At 66.6% G+C, this 17,065-nt stretch carries 16 protein-coding genes; 5 read left to right on the top strand and 11 right to left on the bottom strand.

Going from position 1 to position 17,065, the window contains the following annotated elements:
- A partial coding sequence (locus Q0Q02_RS15010) for an ROK family protein (protein ID WP_293810549.1) occupies positions 1–986 on the top strand: 986 nt, incomplete at its 5' end.
- Between the two features lie 56 nt (positions 987–1,042).
- Here the strand turns inward: Q0Q02_RS15010 and Q0Q02_RS15005 are convergent.
- The 9 genes from Q0Q02_RS15005 to Q0Q02_RS14965 form a co-directional block, all read right to left on the bottom strand.
- Positions 1,043–1,384, bottom strand: coding sequence for a Rid family hydrolase (locus Q0Q02_RS15005; RefSeq protein ID WP_293810548.1), 342 nt, complete (start codon positions 1,382–1,384; stop codon positions 1,043–1,045).
- A gap of 23 nt (positions 1,385–1,407) precedes the next feature.
- Positions 1,408–2,535: an FAD-binding oxidoreductase gene (locus Q0Q02_RS15000; RefSeq protein WP_293810547.1), complete on the bottom strand. Its 1,128-nt coding sequence runs from the start codon at positions 2,533–2,535 to the stop codon at positions 1,408–1,410.
- Positions 2,532–3,986, bottom strand: a complete 1,455-nt coding sequence (locus tag Q0Q02_RS14995; RefSeq protein WP_293810546.1) for an NAD(P)/FAD-dependent oxidoreductase — start codon at positions 3,984–3,986, stop codon at positions 2,532–2,534. Before Q0Q02_RS14995 ends, Q0Q02_RS15000 begins: the two co-directional genes overlap by 4 nt.
- Positions 3,983–4,291, bottom strand: a complete 309-nt coding sequence (locus Q0Q02_RS14990; RefSeq protein ID WP_293810545.1) for a (2Fe-2S)-binding protein — start codon at positions 4,289–4,291, stop codon at positions 3,983–3,985. The genes Q0Q02_RS14995 and Q0Q02_RS14990 overlap by 4 nt, the downstream gene beginning before the upstream one ends.
- Entirely contained in the window at positions 4,272–5,399 is a 1,128-nt protein-coding gene (locus tag Q0Q02_RS14985) for an FAD-dependent oxidoreductase (RefSeq protein ID WP_293810544.1), read from the bottom strand. The genes Q0Q02_RS14990 and Q0Q02_RS14985 overlap by 20 nt, the downstream gene beginning before the upstream one ends.
- A 5-nt stretch (positions 5,400–5,404) precedes the next feature.
- A complete protein-coding gene (locus tag Q0Q02_RS14980; protein ID WP_293810543.1) occupies positions 5,405–6,205 on the bottom strand; it encodes an ABC transporter permease in 801 nt (266 codons plus the stop codon).
- 172 nt (positions 6,206–6,377) lie between these two features.
- The gene (locus tag Q0Q02_RS14975) at positions 6,378–7,244 is read right to left on the bottom strand and encodes an ABC transporter permease (protein WP_293810542.1); all 867 of its coding nucleotides are present in this window, start codon (positions 7,242–7,244) and stop codon (positions 6,378–6,380) included.
- Positions 7,241–8,284: an ABC transporter ATP-binding protein gene (locus tag Q0Q02_RS14970; protein WP_293810541.1), complete on the bottom strand. Its 1,044-nt coding sequence runs from the start codon at positions 8,282–8,284 to the stop codon at positions 7,241–7,243. Before Q0Q02_RS14970 ends, Q0Q02_RS14975 begins: the two co-directional genes overlap by 4 nt.
- Before the next feature lie 158 nt (positions 8,285–8,442).
- A complete protein-coding gene (locus Q0Q02_RS14965) occupies positions 8,443–9,465 on the bottom strand; it encodes an ABC transporter substrate-binding protein (protein WP_293810551.1) in 1,023 nt (340 codons plus the stop codon).
- 132 nt (positions 9,466–9,597) lie between these two features.
- On the opposite strand from Q0Q02_RS14965, the gene Q0Q02_RS14960 reads away from it, so the two are divergent.
- Positions 9,598–10,503 carry a LysR substrate-binding domain-containing protein gene (locus Q0Q02_RS14960; RefSeq protein ID WP_293810540.1) on the top strand — a complete coding sequence of 302 codons (906 nt, stop codon included), beginning with the start codon at positions 9,598–9,600 and terminating at the stop codon, positions 10,501–10,503.
- Positions 10,504–10,708: 205 nt separating this feature from the next.
- Here Q0Q02_RS14960 and Q0Q02_RS14955 read toward each other — a convergent pair whose 3' ends face one another.
- Positions 10,709–11,902, bottom strand: a complete 1,194-nt coding sequence (locus Q0Q02_RS14955; protein ID WP_293810539.1) for a glycosyltransferase — start codon at positions 11,900–11,902, stop codon at positions 10,709–10,711.
- Positions 11,851–12,453, bottom strand: a complete 603-nt coding sequence (locus Q0Q02_RS14950; protein WP_293810538.1) for a MarR family transcriptional regulator — start codon at positions 12,451–12,453, stop codon at positions 11,851–11,853. The genes Q0Q02_RS14955 and Q0Q02_RS14950 overlap by 52 nt, the downstream gene beginning before the upstream one ends.
- Positions 12,454–12,779: 326 nt before the next feature.
- Between Q0Q02_RS14950 and Q0Q02_RS14945 the strand changes: the two genes are divergently transcribed.
- The 3 genes from Q0Q02_RS14945 to Q0Q02_RS14935 all read left to right on the top strand — a co-directional run bounded on the left by Q0Q02_RS14945 (position 12,780) and on the right by Q0Q02_RS14935 (position 16,981).
- Positions 12,780–14,534, top strand: coding sequence for a type I secretion system permease/ATPase (locus tag Q0Q02_RS14945; RefSeq protein ID WP_293810537.1), 1,755 nt, complete (start codon positions 12,780–12,782; stop codon positions 14,532–14,534).
- Complete coding sequence (locus tag Q0Q02_RS14940; RefSeq protein ID WP_293810536.1) at positions 14,531–15,889, top strand: HlyD family type I secretion periplasmic adaptor subunit; 1,359 nt, start codon at positions 14,531–14,533, stop codon at positions 15,887–15,889. Before Q0Q02_RS14945 ends, Q0Q02_RS14940 begins: the two co-directional genes overlap by 4 nt.
- Positions 15,890–16,186: 297 nt before the next feature.
- Positions 16,187–16,981 (top strand): calcium-binding protein, encoded by a 795-nt coding sequence (locus Q0Q02_RS14935; RefSeq protein WP_293810535.1) that lies wholly within the window; start codon positions 16,187–16,189, stop codon positions 16,979–16,981.
- Positions 16,982–17,065 lie beyond the last annotated feature (84 nt).

The following is a 17,065-nucleotide window of genomic DNA, read 5'->3' as shown; positions in this document are numbered from 1 at the left end:
CCGTCAATCCCGAAGGCGGGATGACGGCCGGGATGGAGATCGCGGCCGATCACGTCACCACCGTCCTCGTCGACCTCGCCGGGCGGATCAGAGCGCAACGCATCGCGCCTCTCGCGAACACGACCGTCGCGGGCGTGCAGAGGATGGCGGCGGCGGAACTGGCCGCGGTGCGGCGCGAGGCCGGCTTGCCGGAGAGGTTGCTCGGCTGCGGTGTGGTGATGCCCGGCCCGTTCGAGATCGAGGGCATGAATTCGGTCGGCACCTCGCCTCTGCCGGGCTGGGCCGGGCAGGATGCGGCGCAACTCCTGCAGGACGCCCTGAACACGCCGGTGGTGATCGAGAACGACGCCAATGCGGCGGCCGTCGGCGAGCATCTCCATGGGCTCGGCCGCAACCTGCGCCATTTCTGCCAGATCTATTTTGGTGCCGGCCTCGGTCTCGGCGTCATCGTTGCCGGCCAGCCCTATCGCGGGGCCTTCGGCAACGCCGGCGAGATCGGCCATATCCCGGTCGTGCGGGGCGGGCGTGCCTGCGCCTGCGGCGGGCATGGCTGCCTCGAGCGCTACGCCTCCTTCCACGCGCTGGCGGAGACCTTGCGCGAGGCCGGGATCGCCGGAGTTGGGCCGGAGGAGGTCGCCCACCTGCACGCGCAAGGACATCCCGCCCTATCCGGCTGGATCGCGGAGGCAGCGGCGCTGCTGGCGCCGGTCATTACGATGCTGGAGAACCTGTTCGATCCGGAGACCGTCATCCTGGGCGGCGAGATGCCGGATACGGTGATCGATGCACTGATCGTGGCGATGTCGCCTCTGCCGATCTCGGTGGCGAACCGGCCTGGCCGGACGATCCCGCGCGTCCAGCGCGGCGGGACCGGGCGTTTGACGGCAGCGCTTGGCGCGGCGGCGCTGCCCCTGCTCGATACGATGACGCCGAAGCTCGACCGCGTCAGCCTGGTGCCGGAAGCTCCCGCTTCCGCTTCAGGCTGACGGGATCGCATAGGTGGCGGCTGGGGACTGTTGCAGGCCCAGGCCGATGACTTGGCTCAGCGCGAGGCGGTGACGACGATCTCGATCAGCGGGCCGCCGAGATCGGCGACGCCGACGGTGGCGCGGGTCGGCATGTCCTCACCGAAGAAGCCGGTCCAGACCGCATCCATCTCCTTCTTCAGCGTGAGATCGGTGACGAAGATCTGGGCGGCGACGATCGCCTTGCGGTCGAGCCCGACCTCGCCGAGATAGCCCTCGATCTTGCCGAGGATGTTCTGGGTCTGCGGGCCCATCCCCTGCGCGGTGTCGTCGGCGACGACGCCGCCGACGAAGGCGAGGTTTCCGGTCTCGACGACGCGGTTCTGGATCGGCGTGCGGATGGAGCGCTTGATGGCCATGGGTCTTCTCCTTCGGTTGAAGTTCAGTGAGTCGTGGTGAAACGGGTGATGCCGAGGCCGTCGATCGGCACGTTCGAGCGGCCGGTGGCGATGATCTCGGCCATGACGGCGCCGGCGCCCGGCCCAAGCTGGAAGCCATGGGCCGAGAAGCCGAACTGATGGTAGACGCCTTCATGTTTGGCGCTCTTGCCGAAGACCGGCAGGTCGTCCGGCATGCGGGCCTCGATGCCGGCCCAGGCCCGCACCACGGGCGCGCCGCGCATGATCGGGAAGAGGTCCCAGACCGTGCCGGCGCTGATCGCGAGCTTGCGCCAGTCGAGCAAGGTGACGTTCTCGTCGCGCAAGGGCGTTCCGAGGTGGCCGCCGCCGATCAGCACCGTGCCGTTGTCGAACTGCTTGAAGGAGAGTTTTCGCCCGCGCAGGATCACCACCGGCTTGATGAAGGCCGGCAACGGCGCGGTGATCATCAGCATCGGCGCGATGACCGAGAGCGGCACGGGCTCGCCGAGATCGCTGGCGATGCGGTCGGCCCAGGCGCCGGCGGCATTGACGATGCGAGGCGCCAGGAAATCGCCGGCATTGGTGACGACGCGCCAGTTCGGGCCGTCCTGTTCGACCTTGGTCACGCGGACGCCTTCACGAACGGTGACGCCGAGGCTTTCGGCTTTGCGCTTGAAGGCTTGCGTCGCGCGCAAGGGAATCGCGGCGCCGTCGCGGCGCGAGATCACGCCGCCCGGGCAGCTCTCGGAGACGGCCGGGACGATCTCGCGCAATTCCTTGGCATCGATCAGCTCTTCGTGGTGGAAGCCGCGCAGCGTCAGGTCGGTGACGCGGGCGCGGCAGCCTTCGAGGTCGGCCTCGTCCTCGGCGACCAGCACCTGTCCGTCGCTGGTGAAGCCGCAATCGTCGTCGACGAGCTCGGCGATGTTGTGCCAGAGCGCCATCGAGGTGTTGGAAAGCGGGATTTCCGCGACATGGCGCGCGAGTTGGCGCACGCCGCCGGCATTGACGCCGGAAGCGTGGCGCCCGGCATGGTCCTTCTCGATCAGGATGACCGAGAGCCCGCGCATCGCGCAGTGCATGGCGGTCGAGCAGCCATGGATGCCGCCGCCGATGACGATGACATCGGCGCTACGACCATCTCCGCTCATCGCACGACCGCCTTCACCGAGGCTTCGGTCTGCGGCAGGGCGGCCAGCTCGGCCAGCGTTACCGGCTTGATCGGCGGGCGCAGGCGATAATAGCCGGTCTCGGCCGGGCTGGTGCCGCGCGTCTCAGCGATCAATTCGACCACGGTCGGGCCGCAGAGCCTGCCCTGGCAGGGGCCCATGCCGCAGCGCAAAAAGGCTTTCATCTGGTTCGGGCCGGTGACGCCAAGGCGTTTGGCGGCGTCGCGGATCTGGCCGGCGGTGACCTCCTCGCAGCGGCAGACGATGGTCTCGTCCTTGGGCGGGGCCAGGAATTGCGGCGCCGGCTTGTAGAGCAGGTCGAGGAAGCGGCGGCCGCGCAGCTTCTTGTCCAGCTCGACGCGAACTGGAGCGGCCTGCCGATCGCGCTCGGCCTCGTTCAATTTGCCGAGGCGCGATGCAGCACCGAAAGCCGCGATCTCGCCGCGTAGGGCCGCGCTTTCAGCCCCGCCGATGCCGGCGCCATCACCGGCGATGGCGATACCGGGCACGGTCGAAACAAACCAGGCATCGACGCGCGGTACCCAGGCGTGCTGCTCGGTGTCGAAATCATGAGCGCAGCCGGCGGCATTGGAGAAGTTGACGCTGGGGATCACGCCCTGGTGCAGCAGCAGCGTGTCACAGGCGATGGTGCCGGTGCGGCCGCCCTGCTCGAACTGTACCGAGCCGAGCTTTCCGCTGCCGGTTGCCGTCAGGCTGGTCACGCCGGAGACGAAGCGCAGCTTGCGCCTAGTCGACAGCATCAACTTGAGGCCCTTGGCGAGATAGGGCGAGCGCAGGAAATCCGGGATCGCGGCGAGTGCCCTCGACCAGTTGGCCGATGGCGTCGTGTCGAGCACGGCGGCGATCTGGCAGCCCGCCGCCGCGAGCTGGCCCGCCAGCAGGTAGAGCAAGGGCCCGCAGCCGGCGATGACCGTGCGTCCCGACGGGATGGCGCCGGCGGATTTGAGGGCGATCTGCGCGGCGCCCGCGGTCATCACGCCGGGCAAGGTCCAGCCGGGAATCGGGAAGGGCCGCTCCTGCGCGCCTGTGGCGAGGATCACTTGCCGCGCGCCGATGATGCGGGCCTTGCCGTCGAGCGAGAGGCCGAGTTCGAAGCTGCCGGGCGCAGTCTCGTCAGGGCCGATCGACCAGACGGTGCAGCGCGGCGCATAGGCGGCTTTCGAGCGCTCGAAGCGCGCGACGAGGCCGGCGCCGCGCCAGTAGTCATCGCCGAGGATGGCGCGGTTCTTGACCGGTGTCGTGGTGACGGCGCGGTAGATCTGGCCGCCCGGCGCCGGGTTCTCGTCGGCGAGCAGGACGGAGAGGCCGAGTTCGGCAGCGCGCGCGGCGGCCGAGAGGCCGGCCGGACCGGCGCCGACGACGAGGAGGTCATAGGCCTCAGCGAGCTGTTCGATGCTGGCGATCGAAGTCATTCCGCGGCCTCCGTGAGATGGCGGCGGCCATGCTGGGTTTCGATGCGCATGCCCTCCGCGAGCGGGACGAGGCAGCCTTGCCGGTTGCCGATGCCGTCGATGACGACGAGGCAGTCGAAGCAGACGCCCATCAGGCAATAGGGCGCGCGCGGCGTGTCGGAGACCGGGGTCTCGCGGCAGGCGGTGATGCCGTTGGTGAGCAAGGCGGCGGCGACCGTGTCGCCCGCGCGCGCCGTCATCCGCTGGCCGTCGAAGGTGAAGCTCAGCTCCCCGCTCGCGGCAAGGTCAGCTATGGGCCGGAACATGGAACCTCCGTGCGGTGAAGCTCGCGACGCTCTCCGGCAAGGTGCCGGCGAGGATGGCGGGAGCGAGCGTCAGGACATGGTTGGCGGCGAGCGTCACGCCGGAATGGCAGGTGACGACGAAGGCGCCGGGATGGGTTTCGGACTGGTCGTAGATCGGGAAGCCGTCGGGGCTCATCACGCGCAACGCCGACCAGGTCCGGACGACGTTCAGGCCGGCGAGGCGCGGGAACATCTTCACGGCCCGTTCCGCCATGGTCGAGAGGATCGGCTGGCCGACCACGGTGTCGAAGCCGCGATCCTCCTGGCTGTCGCCGATCATGACGCCGCCCTCATCGGTCTGGCGGACCGTGACCATCGGGTTATGCAGGAAGGGTTCAGTCTTCTCGGTGACGATGATCTGGCCCTTGCTCGGCTTTACCGGCGCATCGAGCCCGACCATCGGCGCGAGCCGGGCATTGCCGAGGCCGGCGCAAAGCACGACCTTGCCGGCGCGCATCTCGCCCCAGGGGCCGGTGATGGCGAAGCCGCCATCCTTCGGCGCGATGTTCTCGACCGGGCTGTTCGGGCGGTAGTCGACGCCGCGCCGGACCGTCGCCTCGCGTAGCGCCCGGAACAGCTTCAGCGAATTCACATGGCCGTCGAGCGGGGAATAGAGCGAGCCGACCACATCCTTGCCGATGGCGGGCAGGCGCCGCTTCGTCTCGGCATGGTCGAGCACCTCATAGGGAAAGTCGCTCAGCGGCCGGCTGTTGTGGAGGCGGCGCATCGCATCGACGCGCTTGTCGAGCTCGTCCTGCGAGAGGCAGAGCATAAAGCCGCCGGGCTGGCTATGGGCGACGTCGATGCCGGTTTCGCCGGCGAGCGAAGCGGCCAACTCATGCCAGCTATCGGCCGAGCGGCGCGACCAGAGCGCATAATCGGGCATGCCAAAGCCCTTGGATTGCACCCAGACCAGCGCGAAATTGCCGCGCGAGGCCCGCAACGCGGTGTCGCCTTCGTCGAGGATCGCGACCTTGGCGCCGTTGCGGGCAAGGCCGAGCGCGATGGCGCCGCCGACCACGCCGCCGCCGATCACGGCGACATCGGGTTCTCTGATGGTGGTGGACACTGGCGTCAGCCTTTTCCGGTTCCGACGAACAGCCGGTCGAGCCCGAACAGCCTGTCCAGCGCCATCAGCAGGATGGCGGTCAGGGCGATCAGGCAGGCGGAGACGGCTGCGATGAGCGGGTCGATATTGTCCTGGATGTAGAGGAACATCCGGACGGGGAGCGTGGTGGTGGCGGGCGAGGCGATGAAGACGGTCATCGTCACCTCGTCGAAGGAGTTGATCGCGGCGAGCAGCCAGCCGGAAACGACGCCCGGCAGGATCAGCGGCAGCGTCACCCGACGGAAGACGACGGCCGGACTCGCGCCGAGCGAGATCGCGGCATGCTCGATGCGCCGGTCGATGCCGTAGGAGGCGGCGAGGACGAGCCGCAGCGCGAAGGGCAGGATCACGATGATATGGCTCAGCACCAGCCCGAGAAAGGTCCCGGAGAGGCCGATCTGCGTGAAGAAGCGCAGGAAGGCGATGCCCAGGACGACATGGGGGACCATCAGCGGCGACATGAACAAAGCTGTCATGGCTTCGCGGCCGGGGAAACGGTAGCGGGCGATGGCGAGCGCGGCGGGCACCGCAAGCCCGATCGCGACGGTCGAGGACAGCGCCGCCAACCAGAGCGAATCCCGGAAGGCGCGCAGGAACTCGGGATAGTCGAGGATCGCCCTGAACCAGCGCAGGCTCCAGACTCGGCCGGGCAGCGAGAGATAGCCTTCCGGCGTGAAGGCGACGAGGCAGACCACGACCAGCGGCGCCAGCATGAAGACGATGAAGAGCGCATGGAACAGGATGGCGAAGGGACCGTTGCGGCTCATGCGCGCTGTCCTTTGGCTTCGTCCGCCACAGCCCTCATCCTGAGGAGCCGCGGAGCGGCGTCTCGAAGGATGGTCCAGTTCCCGCCAACCTTCTGGAGCATCCTTCGAGACGCGCCTGCGGCGCTCCTCAGGATGAGGGCTGCGGGAGGGGTGAGCGGGGTGAAGAGGCCGCTCATTCGAACACCTGCGAATAGCGGCGCTCGACCAGCCGGTTGGCGCCGACGGTCAGGATCACCAGCGCGGCGAGCAGGAGCACGGCGACGGCGGCGCCGAGCGGCCAGTTCAGCGTGTTCAGGAACTCGTCATAGGCGAGCGTCGCCGCGACCTTGAGCCGCCTGCCGCCGATGATCGCGGGCGAAGCGAAGGCGCTGGCGGCGAGCGCGAAGACGATGATCGAGCCCGAGAGGATGCCCGGCACGATCTGCGGCAGGATCACGCGGCGCCAGATCGTCAGACGCGAGGCGCCCAGCGAAAGCGCGGCATTCTCGATCTGCGGATCGAGCCGCTGCAGCGAGGCCCAGACCGCGAGGATCATGAAGGGGATCAGCACATGGACGAGCGCGATCACCACGCCGGTCTCGGTGAACATGAATTCGAGCGGCTGGCCGATCAGGCCGAGCGCCATCAGCCCGCGGTTGACGAGGCCGTTCGAGCCGAGCAGCAGCGCCCAGCCGAGCGTGCGCGCCACGACCGAGACCAGCAGCGGCCCGAGGATCGCGAGCAGGCAGAGGCCGCGCCAGGCCGGCGACATGCGGTTGAGGATATAGGCCTCGGGCACGCCGATCAGGATGGCGAAGAGCGTCACCAGTACGGAGATGCGCAGCGTGCGCAGGAAGACTTCGAGGAAATAGCTGTCGCTGAAGATCTCGCGGAAATTCTTCAGCGTGAACTCCGCAACGATGCCCTTGTACTGGCCCCAGTCGTAGAAGGCGAGCAGCACGGTCATGCCGAGCGGGATGATGACGAGGCCGAGGAAGACGGCGAGCGCAGGTCCCGTCAGCCAATAGGGCGTCGCGCGGGCGGAGGTGTCCTGGCTCATGTGCCCGCGCCCTCCGCCAGCAGCGCGGCGTCGCCGGGGCCGAAGCTCAGCTGCACGCTCTCGCCTTCGCCGGGGACGGGGGTGCCGTCATTGTGTCGGATCAGCGTGACCGGGCCGGCGGCGCTCTCCGCCGTCAGCAGCCAATGCGCGCCCTGGAAGACGCGCGAGGTGATGCGGGCGGCAAAGCCGGGTGCGCCCTCCGCCGAGAAGCCGAGGCGCTCGGGGCGGACCGCGATGCACAGCGCGCCTGAAACCGCACCGTCGAGCGGCACGGAGAGGCCTTCGATTGTCACATGGCCACGGCCATCGCCGGTCGCCTTGAGGACATTGGTCTTGCCAAGGAAATTCGCGACGAAAGCGGTATCGGGCGCGCCATAGACAGTATCGGGGGCACCGATTTGCTCGACGCGGCCCTTGTTCATCACGACGATCCGATCCGAGAGCGCCATCGCTTCGTGCTGGTCATGGGTGACGAGGATGGTGGTCGTGCCGATCGAGCGCTGGATCTGGCGCAATTCCCCTTGCATCTCCTCGCGCAATTTGGCGTCGAGATTGGAGAGTGGCTCGTCGAGCAGGAGCAGGGAGGGCCTGATGACCAGCGCGCGAGCGAGAGCGACACGCTGCTGCTGGCCGCCCGACATGCGGCGGGGGTAGCGGTCCTCGAAGCCCTTGAGCCCGACCAGCGCCATCGCCTCCAGCGTGCGCTTCTCGCGTTCGGCCTTCTCGACGCCGCGCATTTCGAGGCCGAAGGCGATGTTCTGCGCGACCGTCATATGCGGAAAGAGCGCATAGCTCTGGAAGACGATGCCGAGACCGCGCTTGTTGGGCGCGACGCCGCCGAGATCGCTGCCGTCGAGCAGGATGCGACCGCGATCGACCGGCACGAAGCCCGCGATCATCTGCAACGTCGTGGTCTTGCCGCAGCCGGAGGGGCCGAGCAGCGAGATGAACTCGCCGCGCGCGACCGAAAGGTCGAGCCCCTCGACGGCGACCGTGCTGCCGTAGGACTTGCCGAGACCTTCGAGAACGAGATGGGACATGGGTTGTTTGCTGGCCTCGTTTGAGGGCGCGGACACTCGACCGTCATCCCGGGCTTGACCCGGGATCCATCGAAGGGCGTTGCACTCTACGATGGATCCCGGCGCTCCGCTTCGCTGCGGCCGGGATGACGAGGAGGTTCTTGCGGGAGACGCCGGCCTTAGCGCTCGACCTCGCGGTTCCAGCGGCGGGTCCATTCCTCGCGCTTGGCATTGGCGATGTCCCAGTCGACCGCCTTGAGCGCCTTGACCTCGTCGCCATAGGGCAGGCCCTTCCGCTCCTCCGGCGTCAGCGTCACCGTCATGTTGGCGGGGCCGAAGCCGGCGCCGGTCGCCATGATCTTCTGGATCGCCGGCGAGAGCATGAACTGGATGAAGGCATTGGCCTCGGCGGCGTTCTTCGAGCTCTCGATCGGGCAGGCGGCGGAGCCGAGCGCGAAGCCGCCTTCCTTCGGATAGACGAACGCGACCGGGAAGCCGGTATCGGCGAAAGCCTTGACGCGGCCCGAGCCCCAGACGCCGAGCACGGCCTGGCCGTTCTGGAAGAGCTCGGTCATCTTCGCCGGCGAGGGCTCATAGGCGACGATGTTCGGGTTGATGTCCTTCTTGAAGGCCTCGAAGCCCGGCTCGATGTTGTTTTCGCCGCCGCCGCCGATCTGCGCGAAGGCGATCAGCGCGTGCAGGCCATAGGTGTTGTTGATCGGCGGGCTGACGATCTTCTTGCCGTAGGTCTTCGACTTCAGGTCGTTCCACGAGGTCGGGGCCGGCCATTTGTTCTCGTCGAAGACCTTCTTGTTGTAGAACAGCCCGGTGCCGACGAGGCCGAGCCCCACGCCCTTGTTCGACTTGAACTTCATCACCGGCGCGACGTCCTTGTAGACGGGGCCGTCGGTCAGCGTGCCGCAGAAGCCGAGCGCCACCGCCTGATAGGCCGGGCCGTCATCGACGATCGCGACATCGATCTGCTGGTTGCCCTTCTGCGCCTGCAGCTTGGCGAGCGTGTCGGTCGAGTTGCCGGCGACGTATTCAATCTTGACGTTGGCCTGCTTCTCGAAGGCCGGGATGACCTCCTTGCGCATGGTCTGTTCGTAGGAGCCGCCATAGCCGGCGACATAAAGCGTCTTCTGCTGGGCGAAAGCGGCGGAGCCGGCGAGGGCCGTCCCGGCGACCAGAGCGAATGTGATGGCGAGCTTCACGGTATCCCCTCCTCGTTTTCGAGTGATGCCGATAGGTTCGTGGCAGTTTTGGAACTGGTCAAATCGAATGTTTCGCGCAAGCCATGCCGAAATGTTATGTTCGATTTTTGGGGGCCGAACATGCTGAATCCGCGCCAGATCGAGGCTTTCCGGACGGTGATCGTGACCGGCGGCATCACTGCGGCGGCGCAGGCGCTCAACGTTACGCAACCGGCGGTGACGCGGCTGATCCAGGACCTGCAATATGCGCTCGGCCTGCCGCTTTTCGTGAAGCGCGGCGCGCGGCTCGTGCCCACGAGCGAGGCACTCTCGCTCTATCGCGAGGTCGAGCGCCAGTTCGTCGGGTTGGAGCGTATCGAGAACGCCGCCCGCAACCTGCGCGACGGGCGGGCCGGGTCGCTGCGGGTCGCGGCGCTGCCGGCCTTCAATGCCGGCTTCTTGCCGCGGGTCGTCGGCAGCTATCTCAAGCAGAAGCCGGATCTGGAGATCGCGATCTATGGAAGCATCTCCTCGCAGGTCGTGGACTGGGTCACTTCGGGCTTCTGCGAGCTCGGCTTCGCGCAGCTCCCGTTGGATTTTCCGGGGATCGATATCGAGATCCTGCCGGCGATGGCACCCGTCGCGGTGCTGCCGACCGGGCACAGGCTCGCGGCCAAGGCCGTGCTGGCGCCGGAGGATTTCGTCGACGAGCCGTTCATCTCGCTCGAGCAGTCGACGCAACTGCGCTACCGCATCGACGCCCTGTTCTCGGCCCATCGCGTCCCGCGCCAGACCCGGGTCGAGACGCCGCTGTCGATGATCGCCTGCGGGCTCGTCGCGGCCGGCGCGGGCTTATCGGTGGTCGATCCGTTCACGGCGGAGGAATATCGCGGCAAGGGCGTCGAGGTGCGGCCGCTCAGGCCGTCGGTGACCTATGACATCGCGATCATCTGGGGCGCTGGTCGATTCCGCTCCGCCGTCGCGCAGGATTTCGCCGAGACGGTCAGGAAGGCGGCTCTCGATTTCGCAGGGACCGTTGCGGCGTGACAGGCACGGCAGGATCGGGACCGGCATCTGAATGCGCGGTTTTCAGCCTCGTCCTTTGTCATTCCGGGGCGCGCCGGAGGCGCGAACCCGGAACCCACGATTGGGTGAAACACTTGGTGTGCAGTCGGAGTCCGCGCGCCCAGTCGTGGGTTCCGGGTTCTTCGCTGCGCGAAGCCCCGGAATGACAAAGGTGGTTCCATGCCTCCTAGTCGCCGAACTGATGGATCCAGCCGGTCTGGCGGGCGATGCAGCGTTCGCGCTCGTAGCAGGCGATGACGGTTTCCCGTGCGGCGCGGCGCAAGGGCTGCATTGATGCGGGGTTCGACAGGGCTTCCTCGATCCGTTCGGCCAGCGCCGTCGCATCATGGAACGGGGCGATGAGGCCGTTGCCGCCGTCGCGGATCACTTCCTTCACCGGCTCTGTATCGGAGCCGACGACGAGGCAGCCGCAGGCCATCGCCTCCAGAAGCGACCAGGACAGCACGAAGGGAACCGTGAGATAGACATGGGCGGCGGAGATCTGGAACAGCCGGATCAGGTTCTCGTAGGGCAGCCAGGGAATATGGATGATCCGGTCGCCGAGGCCGGTCTCGGCCAGCATCGCCTCGCGCCAGCTGTTGCCGTCGGAGCGGGGACGGCCATAGCCCGAGCCATCGCCGCCGACCACGACGAAGAGCGCGTCGGGGTGCCGGGGCGCGAGAATGGCCGCGGCGCGCATGAATTCGGGATAGCCGCGATAGGGATCGAGATCGCGCGCGACGAAGGTCACGACCGGCATGCCTGGTGACAGCACACGGCCATCGGGCAGGGCGAAGCTCGCCTCGGCATCCGGCCGGCAGGCTTGCGTATCGATGCCGTCATGGCAGACGGTGATGCCCTGCCGATAGGCGGCCGGATATTGCCGGCGCTGCCATTGCGTCGGCGCATAGGCGACATCGAGCGTATCGAGCGCGAGAAGCTGGGCGGCATTGCGCATGCGCACGCGCTGGCGGTCGGCAACGGGAACCGGCTCGTCGATGCCGAAATCGAGGTCCGAGTTCGTGCCGCGATAGTAATATTCGCAATAGCCGATCAGCGCGGCATCGGGCAGCGCGTCACGGGCGAAGAGCATGCCGCCCCAGCCGATATGGCCGAGGACGACATCGGGCGGGTCGCTGCGCCTCAGGCGCTCCATGAGATGCGCTACGGCCTCGCCGGTGCGCAGGTGGTATTCCGTGGCGGCGAGCGCGGGGTGCTGGGTCGCGGTCTCGTCGACGGAATAGACGAACTGGCGCACGCCCGGCGCCTCCTGCGCCGGACGTTCGGTGATCAGCGTGACCTCGACGCCCTCCGCGACGAGGCTGCCGATCAGAGCAGCGAATTGACCAGATCCTGCGCGATGAACGAATAGGACATGCATGATGCGAGCAGCACTCCGCCGTAGCGCAGCGCGTCATTCCACCACTGTTCAAGCTGGCGCAGGGTTTCGTGGGTCGTGTTCAGGTCGGTGTCGCGGTTGTTTTCGAGCCGCTGGCTGAACTGGCTGGCCTCGTCGAGCAAACGCAGCCTCTCGCACAGCATCTGTCCCTTGAGGGATAGCGAGATGCGGGCCTGCCGGCGGTCGCGTGGCGAGGCGCCGCGGTCGAGATAGCCGTTCTCGACCAGTTGCTTGAGATTATACGAGGCGTTCGAGCCGCCATAATGGCCGCGGTCCAGCAGATCACGGACGGCGATCTCGCCTTGTCCGATCGTCATCAGCACCATCACCTGCGCCGGCGAGATGTCGTCGATGCCGAGCTTGGTCAGTTCAAGCCTGAGATAGTCGAGGAAGCGCCGGCTGACCCGTTCGATCACCCGCGCCAGGTCAAAAGGAGAGATTCGGCGATCGGGGACCTCTTCGAGGACGCCCGAACCATTCGCCGGATGGTGGCCGTTCAGGGGATTGCCTGTGAATTGCCCGCCGCCGTGCAATTTGAAGTGCATCCCTCACCTCGCCTGATCGAAAATTAAACAATCCATCCGTTTTGCCTCCGTTCGTTGCAGAAAGCCTATAGGCAAAGCACATGCCATCTAGGTGAGCCAATAAGTAAGATTGTATTTATATTGAGATATGCAGAAACTGTTTCGAAATTCAAAATTTCTCATGTTCCAGCCTTATTTGCTTCGAACTGAGTCGGTTGGCTACGCTTCTAATCTGTCATAATCTTGACACTCCCGCCATGTCTCGTTGGTGGGCCGATGACGGGCCTTTTCCATCGTTGTCTCGGACCCAAGCCCCCTCAATCGCGGAGCCCTGCATGAAGGCTGTGAAGCCGGCGCCCGACGCCTTGATTCGGAATCTCCAGCGCTCCTTCGTCGGCGGCTTGAGCTATGCGGCCTTTCTCAGCCTGTGCGTGAACCTGCTGCTGCTGACCGTCCCGCTCTTCATGATGCAGGTGCAGGACCGGGTCACCGTCAGCCGCAGCTATGACACGCTGACGATGCTGTTGGTGATCGCGGTGGGGGCGCTGGCGCTTTACGGCGTGATCGAGTTCATCCGCTCGCTGACCTTCCAGGCGATGGCGAGCATTTTTGCACGCAAGCTCAATTTGCCGGCTTTGCAGGCGGCGGTGAGCGCGTCGCTCGAACAAGGCTCCGGGCAGGCGACGCAGGCGATTCGCGACCTCAACGATATCCGCTTCTTCATCGCGAGCTCGGCGATCGCCACGCCGCTGGAGGCGATCTGGTCGCCGGTCTTCCTCGCCGTGCTCTTCGCGCTGCACCCGGTCTACGGGCTCGTCGGCCTTGCCTCGCTGATCATTCTGCTGCTGCTCGGCGTGCTTTCGGACATGCTGACTCGCCGGATTCTCAAGGATGCCAACGAGGCCGGCGTCGCCAGCATCAACGAGGTCGGCGCCAGCCTGCGCCATGCCGAGACGATCGAGGCGATGGGCATGCTGCCGGCGCTGGCCAAGCGCTGGCGCGGCCAGCAACTCGCCATGATCGAGCAGCTCGACATGGGCACGCGGCGCGGCAAGTTCATCGCCGCCCTGACCCGCTCCTCCCGGATGACGATGCAGCTTGCGGTCTATGCGACCGGCGCCGTGCTGATCATCCGCAACGAGGTGACGGCCGGTACGCTGATGGCCGCGAGCATCCTGCTCGGCCGGCTGTTGGCGCCGTTCGATTCGATGATCACCGACTGGCGGCAATGGGTTCTGGCCGCTGCTGCCTGGAAGCGGGTGCGCGAGCTCGTACTGAGCCGCAGCTCGCAGCGCCAGACGGTGCCGACGCCGCCCTGCCAGGGCGACCTCGTGATAGACCGGGTGATCTATGCGCCTGCCGGCCAGGCGCAGACGGTGATCAAGAGCGTCTCCTTCGCGCTCTCGCCCGGCGAGGTGCTCGGCGTGGTCGGGCCTTCCGGCGCCGGCAAGTCGACCTTGGCGCGCCTGCTCGTCGGTGTGATCAAGCCCAATGTCGGCGGCGTCTATCTCGACGGGCACAGCACCTATCTGTGGGAGCGCGGCTCCTTCGGCGCGATGGTCGGCTATCTCCCGCAATCGGTCTCGCTGCTCAACGGCACGATCGCCGAGAATATCGCCCGCATGCGCGAGCCCGATCCGCACGCCATCCTGGAGGCGGCGCGCATCGCTGGCGTGCACGAGCTGATCGGCCGTCTGCCGCTCGGCTACGACACCAATGTCGCCGACAGCGATTTCAACCTCTCCGGCGGCCAGCGCCAGCGCATCGGCCTGGCACGGGCGCTCTACGGCATGCCGCGCCTGATCGTGCTCGACGAGCCCAATGCCAATCTCGACGCCGAGGGCGAGCAGAGCCTGATCCGCGCCATTGCGGCGGCGCGCGAGAGCGGCGCCATCGTCGTGCTGATCGCGCATCGCCCCTCGGTGATGCAGGTCGTCGACAAGCTGCTCGTGCTGCGCGAGGGCCGCGTCCAGCAATTCGGCCCGCGCGGCGAGATCGCCGGCATGATCACGCCCGGCGGCCGGGTCGAGCTCGAGCCCGCCGCCAAGGCCCCGGCCGCAACAACCCCGGTTCGCGAGGTGAAGGCATGACCGGAAGCTCCCTGATCAAGCGCCCCGAACATTCGCTCACGATCCAGGGCGAGGTGGTCGACGTCGATGACGAGCGCGCGCCGACCCTGCGCAATCTCGTGCTGGCCGGCGTCGCGGCGATCGGCGTCGGCTTCGGTGGCTTCGGGGCCTGGGCGGTGACCGCCCGGCTCGACAATGCCGCCGTGGCTAGCGGCATCGTCGCGGTCGACAGCAAACGCAAGACGGTCAGCCATCTCGAAGGCGGCATCCTCAAGACCTTGCTCAAGGCCGAGGGCGAGCGCGTCTCCCGGAACGAGCCGCTCTTGCGGCTGGAAGATGCGCGCCAGCGTGCGGAATTGCAGCAGTTGCAGGCCAAGCGCATCGGGCTGGAAGCCAAGCTGGCGCGCCTGCGGGCGGAGCAGACCAGCGCAGCCGAGATCGCGTTCCCCGCCGATATCGCGCAGATGGATTCGCCGATCGCGCGCGAGGTGCTGCGGGCCGAACAGGGCCTGTTCAAGTCCCGCGCCCAGGTCCAGGACGGCAAGATCCATATCCAGCAGCGCGTGATCGAGCAGCATCAGGCCGAGTCCGATGCGCTGAAGGCCCAGATCGACGCCACCACGCAGCAGCGCTCGCTGATCGACGAGGAGGTCAGGATCATGGCCGACCTCTACGAGAAGCGCTATGCCAAGCGCAGCCAGCTCGTCGATCTCCAGACCAAGCAGAGCGAATTGTCCGGCAAGGCCGGCGAGCTTACCGCGCGCAAGGCCAAGGCCGAGCAGGCGGTCGCCGGCGCCAATCTCGAAATCCTCTCGATCAGCCTCGAACGGCAGAACGATATTGGCGGCGAGATCCAGGAAGCTCAGCTCATGCTCTCCGAGGTGACCGAGCGCATCGTCCAGGCGGAAGACGTGTTGCGTCGGCTGGTGGTGACGTCGCCGCAGGAGGGTGTCGTCGCCAATATCCGGATGCGCACGGCGGGCAGCGTGATCGCGGCGGGCGAGGCGATCCTCGATATCGTGCCGGAGCATGAGCCCTTGATCGTCGAGGCGAAGGTCGATCCGCGCGATATCGATGCGGTGAAGGTCGGTTCGGCGACCCGCGTGCGGCTGACCGCGTTCAATTCGCGCCTGCTGCCGCCCTTGCAGGCCAAGGTGAACTATGTCGCGCCGGACCAGCTCGTCGACGAGAAGACCGGTGCGCCCTATTTCGTGGTGCGGGCGGAGATCGATCCCAAGAGTCTGCGGGACTACAAGGTCACGCTCCATGCCGGCATGACCGCAGAGGTCATGATCGTCAACGGTGCCCGCCGCGCGGTCGACTACCTGCTCTCGCCGATCACGGACAGCTTCAACCGGGCCTTTCGCGAGGATTGAGCGGCCGCCATCGACGGCAAGGCCGTTGGGCTCCTGTGCGGGGCGTAATATTTCGAGATTGTAAGTATATATCTTCGAATATAGAAAGATTATTGATCGTAAAATAAAGACTAAAATATGTTGCGTCGCAAAATAATCACAATAAAATCCTTGCCGCAACGCACTCATTCGGCAATCCTCGTCTGGTCGAGCGATGGCCTGATCTATTCATGGCTATCGGAAACATTCCTGGTCTTTTTGTTTCGCGGTGCGGCCGCCGAACGGTCCAGGTTCACCAGATCGCCCAGGAGGTGCCGTATGGCGACGATCGAAGGAAGTGCATTCGACGACTTTTTGATTGGGAGTCGTTTCAGTGACGTGATTCTCGCCGGAGCAGGCGACGACATTGTCAAGGGCGGGGATCAGGTCGATTCTCTGTTCGGCGAGGAAGGCGACGACACGCTGTTTGGTGATGCCGGCAACGACGCCCTGTTCGGCGGCGAGGGTAACGATACCCTGTTCGGCGGACTCGGCGACGATGTCCTGTCCGGCGACGAGGGCAATGACGCCCTGTTCGGCGGCGAAGGCAACGACATCCTCTCCGGCGGCGCCGGCGACGACATCCTCCGCGGCAATAACGGCGACGATGTCCTGCTTGGCGGTGATGGCAACGACATCCTGCAAGGCGGGCCGGGCAACGACATCCTCCAGGGTGGCGCCGGCAATGACGTCCTGCAGGGCGGCGACGGTACCGACATCCTCCAGGGCGGCGACGGCAACGACATCCTGCACGGTGGCGCTGGCGACGACATGCTGTTCGGCGGTGCCGGCAACGACATCCTGCATGGCGGCGCGGGCAGCGATACCTTCGTGTTCGCCGGCGGCGGCGGCAACGACGTCGTCCTCGACTTCCATGCCGGCTCGGACATGCTGCAGATCGCGTCCGACATCAACGGCACGGGCGTCCACACCGCGGAAGACGTGGCCGCGCGCGCGACCACGGTCGGCGCCAACACCGTCATCGATCTCGGCAATGGCGACACCCTGACCCTGGTGGGTGTCTCGGCCGACGACGTTCAGGCCGACCCGAACTCCTATTTCACGGTCGCCTGATCCAGATGCTGCCTCTCGTTCGGCCGAAGCCGCCGAACGAGAGGCTCGCAGCTCCCGGAGCGCGCACGCCCCCGGAAAGTGTCT

This window comes from uncultured Allobosea sp., assembly GCF_945956895.1.
In the GTDB taxonomy this organism is placed as follows: Bacteria; Pseudomonadota; Alphaproteobacteria; order Rhizobiales; family Beijerinckiaceae; genus Allobosea.
This window is presented reverse-complemented; position numbering and strand designations above follow the sequence as displayed.